We start from the raw sequence: 12,322 nt of genomic DNA on the forward strand, positions 1-12,322 counted from the left end.
GTATGTCGGCAAGAGGACTTTACGTTTAGGGGTGGTGATCATGACAAACAAAACAAATGGCATTTGCCACCGTCTCTGCGCGGGCTGGCGCGTGACGGTGATCCGCTGCGCAGTGATTGCGCTTTTAGGTCTAGTCATGGGGTCTCAAGCCGCCTTTGCCTTTGTCGGCGGCGGCGACATCAAGTTTCGCTCAACATCTACGATCGGTGCCTGCAATGTCATGGCAAGCACAACCGAAGACGGGGGGATATCGGCCGGTGTGGTCCTTAATGGCCTTGGGTCCTATGGCTATGCGGGGGGCAACTACGTCACAGCCGGCGATTCCACATACGGGATCACACCCGGGATCTATTCTGGTCTCTCAATCACCACGACCTTGATTGCAAACTGCCTTGGAACGACAGAGGCCAATATCGCGGATTTCGTGCAAGACGGCGCACAGCTCCCCTATGCCGATGAGACCTTTATGGGCTTTTCGTTTCGGCTTGTGTCGGATGCGGGTGGGATGAGCGCCGGGTTTTACACCTATTACATCAGCGAAGGCGCCAACACCGCCCCAAGCCTGTCCTTCACCGATGATGTCTCAGCCAGTGTCACAACCAGCGACCAAATCACCATCACCACCACCGACCCGGACAGTGGTCAGCTTGCCATCGCAAAATATGGCTTCAGCGCCGATGCCACCTGTAACGCCAGCGACGCACCCTCAATTGCCTTCACATCCGGCGTGTCGTTTTCGGTCACATCAGAAGCCAACAATGGCGACTATATCTGTGCCTCTGTCTTTGATGGGATCACGACCACATATCAATCCAGCGCAAATGCGCTGAATATTGATGTCACGTCGCCGGTCATCACCGCGCCCTCTAACCAAACGGTCGACTCCGATGCGGGCCTGTCCACCGCTGCGCTGGATGTGACGGGTTTGGGGTCTGTGACGGATAATTCGGGCGAGGTGCCAGCGATCACCTACAAGATTGGGGCAACTGTACTGACGGGCAGCTATGCCTTCCCCATCGGAAACACCACGGTGACGATGGACGCCACCGACAGCGTCGGCAATACGGCGACGCAGGCGAGTTTTACGGTGACGGTGAGCGATTCAGCGGTACCCATCGCGAATTTCACCGCGTCGGGTGTTTTTGGCTGTAGCCCGGTGACCACGCGTTTCACCGACACCTCAACGGCCGGAACCACGGGCGAGATCATTGGGTGGCTGTGGGATTTTGGCGATGGCACAACCTCGACAGAGCAAAGCCCAACCCATAGTTTCTCCCAGGGGTTGGCCACAGTTAAGCTGACCGTCACCACAGCGATGGGTTTGACAGATACCAAAACCGTCTCAAACTTGGTGCAAGCGATCGGCCCGGACGTGGATTTTACGGCGGATGTCACCTCTGGCGATGCACCTTTGGCTGTGACCTTTACAAACGAAACCGTCGCGACGTCCCCCCTCACCGGCATGGCGTGGGCGTTTGGTGATGGTGCGACCTCTTCAAGTTTCGCCTCCGTGACGCATACCTTCACCGCACCCGGCTCGTATACCGTCTCCCTCACGGCAAAAGATCTCGATGGCTGCAGCGGAACGGAAACGAAATCGACCTTTATCACGGTGCTCGACACCGAAGCGCCGGTCCTGAGCGCGCCGGTGGATCAAGTGGCAAACAGCGATGCGGGGTTGAACACCGCCGCCTTGGATGTCACCACCTTGGGGTCTGTGACCGACAATTCCGGCGAAGTTCCGGCGATCACTTATAAGGTGGGTTCGACCGTTTTGAGCGGGTCTTATGATTTCCCCACCGGTGTCACCACAGTGACAATGGATGCGACTGACAGCGCCGGCAATGTCGCGACGCAGGTGAGCTTTACCGTGACGGTGAGCGACGTCGAAGCCCCGGTGATCACAGCACCTTCGGACATTGCGCAGGCGGCGGATGCTGGGCTTTCGACCGCTTCGGTGAGTTTTGTGGCCACGGTTTCGGACAACAGTGACACAGCCCTCGTGCCGGTGTTCAAAATCGGCAGTACAGAGATCACCAGCCCCCATGATTTCCCATCGGGTGTGACCACGATCACCATCGACGCGACCGACAGCGCCGGCAATGCGGCGGCGCAAGTCAGTTTTACCGTAACAGTGAGTGACGCTGAGGCGCCTGTGATCACCGCACCTGCGACCCAGAATCTGGACACGGATGCGGGGTTGAACACCGCCGCCTTGGATGTCACCACCTTGGGGACTGTGACCGACAATTCCGGCGAGGTCCCGGCGATCACCTATGCAATTGGCGCGACTGTTTTGACTGGGTCCTATGATTTCCCCATCGGCGACACCACGGTGACGATGAATGCCACCGACAGCGTCGGCAATGCGGCGGCGCAGGTCAGTTTCACCGTAACCGTGACCGATGTGACCGCACCAGAGATGCCGATCATCGAGGCGACCGTGGTCAACTTCGGCGCGTCGATTTCTGTCTCTGGCTCCGGTGAGATAGGGACCACGGCCACGATTACCTTCCCGGATGGATCATACCAAACCGTCCTGTTGAGCGGCGGGATCTTTGATGTGACCTCACCCCTTGGACAGCCCAGTGGCACGGTTCGGGTCACGGTCATGGATGCGGCGGGCAATGTGTCCCCTGCGGCCACGGTTGAGGTTGAGACCGATTTGATCGCGCCAAGTCTTGTGATCAGTGGCACGACAGAGACGGCGGGGTTCGGGGATACAACTCTGCTGACCTTCACCTTCTCTGAGGATGTGACCGGGTTTGCGGCTTCTGACATCAGCCTCGCAAACGCCACGGTGGCCGGGATCACGGGTGGTCCGGCGGTTTATACGGCCTTGGTGACCCTGACCGGGACGGGAGATGCGTTTGCGTCGGTGCCGGAGGGAGCCGCGCAAGACACGGCGGGCAATCTCAGCACCGCCTCCAACAGGGTGACCATTTCCGACACAACTGTGACGGACACCCAAGAACAGATCGCCGCGTTTCTTCAGTCTCGGGCCACGCAATTGCTGGCCAACCAACCGGATTTGATCCCCTTCCTGACGGGCCAAACCCGAAGCACGTTCAATGCGCAGGTGAGCCGCGGGACGGGCCGTTTTGACATCGCAAGCCAAGCCGAACAGTCGGTTTGGATGGCTTTGACGGGGTCGTGGTCGGACGAGGAGGGGGCCGAGACGCGCTATGTCTTTGGCGCTTTGGGCAGCCATGCAACCCTGTCCCCGGACATGATGGTTGGGGCCATGCTGCAATTCGATTACATAGATCAAACAGACGGGCCGGCGAGCGTCACGGGGCAGGGGTGGTTGGCCGGGCCCTATGTCATCGCGCGCAGTCCCAATCATCCGCTCTATTTTGAAGGGCGCGCGCTCTATGGACGGACCTCAAACGACATTTCCCCCTATGGCACCTACGCCGATCAGTTTGATACAAAGCGGTGGCTGCTTCAGGCGAAATTGGCCGGGGAAATGGATTACGGACCAACCACTCTGCGTCCGAATTTTGACCTGTCTTATACCTCAGACACACAACTGACCTATCAAGATGGGCTGGGCAACATCATCCCCGAGCAAAGGGTTGGCCTCGCTCAGGCGGCGCTTGGGCTGGACTTTGAGCATGACGTGCCGCTGGCAAACGCGGATTTGCGGATCAATGGCGGTGTCTCAGCCATCTGGGCCCATGGCGAGGGCACCGGCGCTGCAAGCACCCTTGAGCTAAGCTCTGAGGGATGGCGCGGCCGCGTGGATTTGGGTCTGAGCTATGCCTTTGACGGCGGATCAAACCTAGCACTGACCGGGTTTTATGACGGGATCGGGGCATCGGATTTTGAAAGCTTTGGCGTGGGCTTGGCCTATTCCATCGCGTTCTAAAGCGGTCTGCCGTCACCACCTGTTTGCAAAACGCCGGCATGTCACTGAGATCGGCCAGGATGTGACGGTTCCGTCAGGAGGGGCTCTCTGGTTGGGCCGCCACAGACAACCAATTCCGGAATGAGACCAAAGGCGCGTGGTCGTCCTTTTGTGCCGGCCAAACCAGCCAATATGCCCCCCGAACAGGCACGGCTTGGCGCAGCACGGGCACAAGCCGGCCTTCGGAGATTTCGATCCGGGCAAGATAATCTGGTAGAAGCGCGATCCCAAGCCCGGAAATCGCCGCCTGAATCATCATTGAGAACTGATCCATCATCATCCCGTTCGTTCCTGCCGCGGAGCCTCCTTGCCCTTCGAACCAATCCGCCCAAACGCTTGGTCGGCTTTCAAGATGCAGCGTTGGCACGCCCGTTAGGTCCTCAAGATTTTGCAACCGATGGGAGGCCGCGAAACCGGGTGAGACACAAGCCGTTACAGTTTCATCAAACAGCTTCATAGAACGCGCCTCGGGCCAATTCTGTTGACCATAATAGATGGCGGCGTCGAACACTTCGCCGCCAAAATCAAACCGACCGATCCGCGTGGACATGTTCACGGCCACACCCGGATGGGCGTTGAGAAACCCGCTCAGACGCGGCCCAAGCCACCGCGTCGCGAAGGTGGGCAGGATCGCAAGCGACAGGGTGCCGCCATCGGGGTTGGTGACCACCGACATCGACGCCCGCTGAATCATGTCGAGGGCGCGCGCCACATCGCGTTGATAACTGATCGCGGCGGCATTGGGGATCAACCGCCGACGTTCGCGGGTGAAAAGATCTTTTCCCAGCTGCTCTTCCAGCGTCAGGATCAAACGGCTCACCGTACTCTGAGTCAGACTCAGTTCTTCGGCCGCCGCCGTGATCGAGCGGTGTCGCACCACCGCGTCGAGTGCCATGAGAAGTTTGACGGAGGGGAGGAAGCGTCTTTGCCTCATATCATTCTCTTTATGCATGAAGTAATGTGTAAATATCGCTTTATAACGGCGATTTCCATGCATATTTTCACTGAAATCCATAGAATCCATCCGGTCGAAATGAGGAGATCCAACATGTCTGCACCATCCCACAAAGGGAGTTCGTTTCATTGGGCTGATCCGTTCTTGCTCGACGAGCAACTGAGCGACGAAGAGCGCATGATCTCGGAGACAGCGCATAGTTTTGCGCAGGATCGCCTGCAACCGCGCGTCGCAGAGGCCTATCTTGAAGAAAGGACAGACCCGGAGATTTTCCGCGAAATGGGTGAGTTGGGGTTGCTTGGCGTGACCGTGCCCGAGGAATATGGCGGGGTCGGGGCCTCCTATGTGTCCTACGGTCTGGTCGCGCGGGCCATTGAACGTGTGGACAGTGGCTATCGCTCGATGATGTCGGTGCAAAGTTCGCTCGTGATGTTCCCGATCTATGCCTATGGCTCTGAGGCCCAAAAGCAAAAATACCTGCCCAAACTGGCTAGCGGCGCATATATCGGCTGTTTTGGCCTGACCGAACCCGATGCGGGGTCAGACCCGGCGGGCATGAAAACCCGCGCCATCAAGACCGACGGCGGCTATCGCCTGATTGGCTCGAAAATGTGGATTTCCAACAGCCCGATCGCCGATGTGTTCGTGGTTTGGGCCAAATCGGAGGCGCATGGCGGCAAGGTGCGTGGCTTTATCCTTGAGAAAGGTATGAAGGGCCTGTCTGCACCGAAAATCGGTGGCAAGCTTTCCCTGCGGGCCTCAATCACCGGCGAGATTGTCATGGACAATGTGGAGGTGGGTGAAGAAGCGATTTTGCCGAATATTGAGGGGATGGGTGGTCCGTTCGGTTGTCTCAACCGCGCGCGCTATGGCATTGCCTGGGGTGTGATGGGCGCGGCTGAAGACTGTTTTCATCGGGCGCGCCAATATGGGCTGGACCGCCATCAGTTCAATCGCCCTCTGGCCGCGACCCAGCTCTACCAAAAGAAACTCGCGGATATGGAGACCGAGATTGCGCTCGGACTGCAAGCGGCACTGCGCGTGGGTCGGTTGTTCGATGAGAGCCGGTTCGCGCCCGAGATGATCTCGCTGATCAAACGCAACAACTGTGGCAAGGCGTTGGATATTGCACGCAACGCCCGTGACATGCACGGCGGCAACGGCATCCAGATCGAATATCATGTGATGCGCCATGCGCAGAATCTGGAAACGGTGAACACCTATGAGGGCACACATGACGTGCACGCGCTGATCCTCGGGCGCGCGATCACTGGCCTGCAAGCGTTCGGCTGATCCATGATCAGCGACGCACCTCTCAAGGGTCTCAAGGTCGTAGAGCTTGCCCGCATTCTGGCCGGTCCCTGGATCGGCCAGACTTTGGCGGATCTGGGGGCTGAGGTCATTAAAGTCGAGTCCCCGGACGGCGACGATACGCGCCGTTGGGGGCCGCCTTTTATCGAACGTCCGCTGCCTGATGGCGGCACGGAAAAGGTCGCGGCCTATTTTCATGCTGCCAATCGCGGTAAGCGATCTGTCACCTGCGACTTTTCCAACCCCGAGGATTTGTCCCGGCTCAAGGCGCTGATTGCCGATGCGGATGTTTTGATTGAGAACTTCAAGGTCGGCGGGCTGGTGAAATTTGGGCTTGATTTTGACAGCGTGTCGAAACTCAACCCCCGCTTGGTCTATGCCTCCGTGACCGGGTTCGGTCAGGACGGTCCGCGCGCCAAACAGCCCGGCTATGATTTCCTCATACAGGGCATGTGCGGCATCATGGATTTGACCGGCGAACCCGGTGGCGAACCACAAAAGGTCGGCGTCGCATGGATCGACGTGTTCACCGGCCTTTATGGGGTGATCGGTATTCAGGCCGCCCTGGCGGAGCGGGCGCGCTCGGGTTTGGGCCAGCATGTAGACCTGTCCCTGTTGGAGTGCGGCGTGGGCGTGCTTGCCAATCAGGCCACCAATTTCCTCCTTGGCGGTGTTGCCCCCACACGGTTGGGCAACGCCCATCCCAATATCGTGCCTTATCAGGTGTTCCCCTCCGCCGACGGCCATCTGATCATCGCATGCGGCAACGACAGGCAATTCGCGGCACTGACCCGTGTGCTTGGCTTGAGGGGCTGGAAACCAACCCGGACTACGCCACCAACCCAGCGCGGGTCGCACATCGCGAGAGGCTTTGCGCGACGCTGGTCCATGCCACGACCGCGTGGTCAAGGGATGATCTGATCGCCGCACTTGAACAGGCGGGGGTGCCGGTCGGGCCGATCAACACGGTGGCCCAAGCCCTGTCCGAGCCACAGATCGAAGCGCGCAACCTGCGGATTGCGCCAGAGGGGATTGAGGGACTGCGTACGCCGATCCGGTTCTCACGCAGTGAAATGACCCTTGATCGCGCGGCCCCGCTGCTTGGCCCGCTGCTGGGGACGGACAAATCGGCCTTTTCTGATGCGGCGGGCGACACCGAATAAGCCCACATAAGCCCAAGGCCATTTTGCAATCTGTGGTCAGACAGGGGCGTGAGGCCCCTGTCATTGGACAAGCTGCGCCACGGCGCTGGCCGTTGATGACGATCAGATTTTTTGAACATCCTTCACATTCGCTGTTCAAAAACTGAACATTCTCGTTGATTTCCTGCATTTCAGGGTAAAACTGTTGGGATCAAGGGGAGGATCGTGCGCTTCATGAGTATGAAAACAGCATTTATGACAGCGCGCGCGGCGTTGGACGCCGGTGAACAATTTGCGCATGGCGCGATGCCTGAGGAGATTGCAAGCAGTTGGCAGCGGTGTCTGCGCGTGGGGCTGGACCCCGGTGGCGCGCCCGTGGAGGCAGTGATCTCGTATCAGGAGCTGCAAATCGCACGCCAGCAGAACGAACGGCTGATGGAAATTGTGCGACCCGAACTTGAGCTTTTGAGTTCGCAGATTGCCGGTACGAATTATATGACGGCTTTCGCGGATGCGAACGGCACCGTTTTGGACGCCATCATGGATGCTGAATTCCACGCCGCCGAATGTTCGCGCAGCGTGCGCCCCGGCTCGATCTGGCGCGAAGATTTGCGCGGCACGAATGCGCTTGGGCTGGCGCTGTTCACCGGACAGACCAGTATGGTGACCGGGCCTGAGCATTTTTTTACGCGTCACGGCGGGGTGTCCTGCGTCTGCGCCCCGATTTTTGCGTCGGACGGCAAGATTGTCGGATTGCTCGATGCGTCCTCGGAAGTGTCTGCCCGCCAGTATCACACCAAAGCTCTGGTCGGTCTGGCAGCGACGAACATTGAAAACCGATTGTTCATCGAAAGCCATCGCCGGGATTACATCATACAATTCCATCCCAGAGTCGAATATTTGCCGACGCAGAGTGTGGGCATGGTAGCGGTGAACGAAGAGGGTTATGTCACCGGCGCCAACAGAAGTTCGGCCAGATTGCTGTCGGGTCTGAACTGTGTGGCCACAAGCCGGTTCAGCGAAATTTTTAACGGGACCTTTCGCTCGATCCTGCGCAAACTGATCCGGGGGGACACGGTCGAGCTTTCGGATGGGTTGAATGCGAGCTATTTCGCCCGGCTGCGCCCAATGTCACGGCCGCGCTCAGGTGGTACGCCCGCGCAGGAAGTGACGCTACGTGCCCCGCGGCTTTACCGGCTAGAACCTCAGGACCAGGAGCTTGTCTTTGATGACGAGCTGGTGCGCGAATGCTTGCGTGTGGCGCGCCGGGCGGCGGATGTGGGCCAGCCAGTGTGCATTCACGGCGCAACGGGAAGCGGCAAAACCGCCATGGCCGAGGTCATACATCGACATGTGCATCCGGCAAAACCGTTGATCGCCGTAGACTGCCGCAGGCTGATCCAAGACGCGGATATGCGCGGGGTGATCGGGGAGTTGATGCAGGCCACCGCCCCGTCGGGGCTCTCCCTGGCACAGGGCGGCACATTGGTGCTGGAGCATGTTTCTGCGCTGAAGGGTCTGGCCGCAGACGATTTGAACGTGCTCCTGGACAGTGTGCGCAGAGATGTGGCGGCGGGGCATTGGTATGTGGTGGCGACGGATCAGCCACAGCAGGATGAAACCCATATACGGACCAGAACGATTGCGGGTGTCAACATGCTGACTGTTGATTTGCCGGGGCTCAGGGCGCGCACGGATTTCGACAAATTGGCGCGTATCATGCTGGCGGATTTATCGCCGCAGCATCAACTGTCGGCCAAGGCCCTGCGCAAGCTGGCATCAATGGAACGGTCTGGTAATTTGAACGATTTGCGGCATCATTTGCAGGTCTTGGTGGCAAGCTGTCCCGCCGGGATCGTACGCGAGACGCAGGTGGACCATTTCTTTCCGGCGCAACAGAGCGAGACCAGGGCCTGTGGTCGCTGTTTGGGGGTTCCGATGCGAGAAAAGCGATGCCTCGAGGTGCGGCGTGTCTTTCAAATCTGTCAGTGCAATGTGGCACTGACCGCCCGCCGTTTGGGCATCTCACGCAACACGGTTTATTCGCATCTGAAAGACTGAACAGCGCTGATACCTTGCGCCAATGCGGTGCTGACGTGATCATGGTGGCGGGCTGTGTCTTCTTCTGACAGAAAGCGCAAAGCGGGCGTGTTTTCTGTCAAAAGCGCCATGCCTAAGCTGCGGCGATGCGCGTCGAGTATGACGAAAAGGCCCCTTGGCGGGCCGCGAAAGCGGTGCGTTTCGATAAAGTCGCGGATCGTTTCCGGCGTTGGCCAGATCGGTGATCCGGTATGGGGCAACATATGCACCAAGGTCGCGGCGTCCTTTTGCTCCGCCGGACGCAGGCTGACGTCATTCACGGCAATGAGCGGCGGGTGCAACAGATGCCATTGTTCGGGCGTCATCACAAAATCACGGCAAAGCTGCGCCGACTGTGCGCTTTGGAAAAACATTTTGCGCAGGGTTGGGGCAGGTGAAAAACCCAGCCGTGTCAGCAGCGCCTGCGACGCCGCATTATCCATGTGGCACGTGGCGATCAGCGGTGGGGCGAGCGTGGCGAAATGGGTGGCAACGGCGACCTGTAGCGCGTGATGCATCAGCCCGCGACCCCAAAACGCTGGATCGAGCCAATACCAAAGGGAGGCCCCGATGCACAGGCATCCCGCCACTGCGCCGCCTTGTTCGACAATGAAGAGATGTTCGCCGGGATGCTGGCCATGGGCCAGCAGCGCATCGACCTCGGACGGGCCAAAGGGCTGTGGCACGGCGGCAAGCCAAGAGGCAATCCGGGGATCGTTTAACTGTTGGATCAGGGTCGGCAGATCCTCTTGCCGGACCTCCCGAAGGGCGAAATCTTGCGGTGCCGGATCGGTGGAAAAGCGGGTCATGGGGCTCTCTTGATTGGCCTGAGATGACCCAGAACAGCGCGAATCATCGGACGAAATCAAGAGGGTGATTCGGAAATAATCGTGATCTGGAAAATATACTGCACTGCAGAAAAACCTCTTTTGGAACAATATGTTCCAACCGTGAAATTAAAACGTAAAGCTATTTTACACCTTTTCCAACGCGCCACGAATTTGGGCAAAAAACCACCTGTTTAAAGCGGATTTCATTGCGTCATCCTGTCGCTTCGATAGCCTGACCCATACGAAAGACCGGATGTTCAGGGGAGGGGATAGCCGTGCACGAGACATTGCAAACAGGGCCGTGTGGTTTGTACGATACGGGCTCAGTTCGGGCGCTCTTTGGTTTGCCCCGAGGCGTAGGACATCACATCCCATATCGCAGAAATATCGGTGGCCATCCGCCGATGCACCTGCTGCAAAATCTGATCTTTGAGCACATCGTCCAGCGCATCAACGGCGTGGCGTGCCGCGCGCATGTCTTGCGGATCACGGGTGTCAAGCGCCTGCTGGATGGCGTTTTGACAGTGCGTGTCCACGCCATCGGTTTGGTGACACACCAACGCCAGCGTTTGGAAAAATCGAATGTCGGTGGGATCAATCATCGTGTCGGCCCTTCAATGCGTCAAACAGCACTCATTTAAAGGGGGTCTCAATGACAGGTCAATCACGCAGCATTCAAGATATTCTCATGGATCGCCTGAAGGTCACACAGGACATCGCGGCGGCGAATGTCGAGCATATGCGGCTGAACCAAAAGGCCAGTGGGATGATGGTGTTGGACATGAAGGACGAAGAGGACGGCGTGGTTGACGAGGCCCGCGAGGTCGCGCGCCGCCAAAATGAGGCCGCGTTGGAGCGCAGCGCCGACAGGATCAATGCATTGGAAGGGCGTCTTTCTGCACTGGATGCGGAAATCGACACCGTTATGAAAAAGGAAAACTGAATGACACAGCATATGCCGCCTCAGGCGCTCTCGCTTTTTGATTTGTTGGCCCGGACATGGGATTTGGACCAAAACATCCGGCAGGTTCTGTTCAACATGGACGGAACGGCGCTTGCGGTGGTTCAGGCCGACGGGCGCATGACCTTTGTCGGCGTGAAGGATGCCGAAGGCCCGGAAAAACGGATACGGCAGGAACTCGACACCGGCCGGATGACCATTCGGGCGCGGGAAAAACCACTGCCGATGCCGCTGACCAGCCGGGATGCCACGGCGCTGCCAGACAGTAAAATGTGCCCGCTTGGGCCACAGGGATTTGCCTTTGTCCATAGCGAGGGAGAAGAGCTTTGGCGCGCAACGCCCCGCGGCCAGCTTCTGCGGTTGCTGCCCAGTGAGGGCGTTGACATCACGGCACTGACTGCGATGCCGGGCGCGGCACAGATCGTGGTCGGGCGTGGCGATCAGATATCGGTCGTGAGTGCTGAGGGCGGGGAACCGCTGAGCAGCACAGAGCTGACGCATGATGTGCGTGACATCGCGGTGTCAGACGATGGGCGCCTGTTGGCGTGTTGGGGGGCGGGGCATATCAGTGTCGTCAAAGCCGAAGGTCTTGAGCTTCTGACGACACTGCCCTGTCAGGGTCAGGTTTTGGCGATGCGCTGGTCGCCCTGCGTGCGTTGGTTGGTTGCGGGGTGTCGCGACAAATCTGTTCTGGTGGTGGATGCCGTTGCCGGGCAAGCGGATCGGATCGTTGATTTTCCGCAGGCGGTGCAGTCGGTGGATTTCAGTGCAACGTCACGGGCCCTGGTCGCGTCCGGGGCCTTCCGCGTGGTGGGTTGGGCGCTGCCTGAACTGCCATTTGGCGATCACGAAGGGGACCCGATCACGACGGGAAAACCGGGGTTGACGATTGTGGATCGGCTGTCGGTTCACGGGAAACGTGACCTCTGCGCCGTGGTTTATAGCAATGGTTTGGTCACGATTTGCCGGGTGGGCCAACCCGAGGAAATGATGCTGCGCGAAGGCACCGGCGTTGCCGTCACGTCGGTCGCGTGGTCTGGGACCGGCACACATCTGGCACTGGGAAGTGAGGATGGCACGGTGTCCATCGTCACGTTCCCGGACGACATGTTCAAATAACAAAACCAAGGGAGG

Annotated in this window: 8 protein-coding genes and 1 pseudogene; 6 read left to right on the plus strand and 3 right to left on the minus strand. The window is 58.7% G+C overall.

Translation table 11 applies throughout. From position 1 onward, the window contains the following. The first annotated feature begins 40 nt into the window (after positions 1–40). Positions 41–3,871: an HYR domain-containing protein gene (locus C8029_RS17685; protein WP_193217682.1), complete on the plus strand. Its 3,831-nt coding sequence runs from the start codon at positions 41–43 to the stop codon at positions 3,869–3,871. Positions 3,872–3,944: 73 nt separating this feature from the next. Here the strand turns inward: C8029_RS17685 and C8029_RS17690 are convergent, their stop codons facing one another. After that, positions 3,945–4,844 carry a LysR family transcriptional regulator gene (locus tag C8029_RS17690; RefSeq protein WP_009572600.1) on the minus strand — a complete coding sequence of 300 codons (900 nt, stop codon included), beginning with the start codon at positions 4,842–4,844 and terminating at the stop codon, positions 3,945–3,947. A 114-nt stretch (positions 4,845–4,958) separates the two neighbouring features. Here C8029_RS17690 and C8029_RS17695 point away from each other — a divergent pair, with 114 nt between their 5' ends. The 3 genes and pseudogenes from C8029_RS17695 to C8029_RS17705 all read left to right on the plus strand — a co-directional run bounded on the left by C8029_RS17695 (position 4,959) and on the right by C8029_RS17705 (position 9,379). Continuing rightward, positions 4,959–6,158: an acyl-CoA dehydrogenase gene (locus C8029_RS17695; RefSeq protein WP_009572599.1), complete on the plus strand. Its 1,200-nt coding sequence runs from the start codon at positions 4,959–4,961 to the stop codon at positions 6,156–6,158. Positions 6,159–6,161: 3 nt separating this feature from the next. Further along, a pseudogene (locus C8029_RS17700) lies at positions 6,162–7,339 on the plus strand (CaiB/BaiF CoA transferase family protein). Between the two features lie 213 nt (positions 7,340–7,552). Then, positions 7,553–9,379, plus strand: coding sequence for a sigma-54-dependent Fis family transcriptional regulator (locus C8029_RS17705; RefSeq protein ID WP_152003404.1), 1,827 nt, complete (start codon positions 7,553–7,555; stop codon positions 9,377–9,379). Here C8029_RS17705 and C8029_RS17710 read toward each other — a convergent pair. Further along, positions 9,358–10,206 (minus strand): GNAT family N-acetyltransferase, encoded by an 849-nt coding sequence (locus C8029_RS17710; protein WP_152003405.1) that lies wholly within the window; start codon positions 10,204–10,206, stop codon positions 9,358–9,360. The genes C8029_RS17705 and C8029_RS17710 overlap by 22 nt on opposite strands. A 344-nt stretch (positions 10,207–10,550) precedes the next feature. Beyond that, positions 10,551–10,829, minus strand: coding sequence for a hypothetical protein (locus C8029_RS17715; RefSeq protein WP_009572595.1), 279 nt, complete (start codon positions 10,827–10,829; stop codon positions 10,551–10,553). 50 nt (positions 10,830–10,879) lie between these two features. Between C8029_RS17715 and C8029_RS17720 the strand changes: the two genes are divergently transcribed. Both C8029_RS17720 and C8029_RS17725 read left to right on the plus strand, forming a co-directional pair. Then, complete coding sequence (locus C8029_RS17720) at positions 10,880–11,170, plus strand: hypothetical protein (protein WP_009572594.1); 291 nt, start codon at positions 10,880–10,882, stop codon at positions 11,168–11,170. Then, the gene (locus C8029_RS17725) at positions 11,171–12,307 is read left to right on the plus strand and encodes a WD40 repeat domain-containing protein (RefSeq protein ID WP_152003406.1); all 1,137 of its coding nucleotides are present in this window, start codon (positions 11,171–11,173) and stop codon (positions 12,305–12,307) included. It abuts the gene before it with no gap. Positions 12,308–12,322 lie beyond the last annotated feature (15 nt).

The sequence above is a fragment of the Roseobacter sp. TSBP12 genome (genome assembly GCF_009129705.1).
In the GTDB taxonomy this organism is placed as follows: Bacteria; Pseudomonadota; Alphaproteobacteria; order Rhodobacterales; family Rhodobacteraceae; genus Celeribacter; species Celeribacter baekdonensis_A.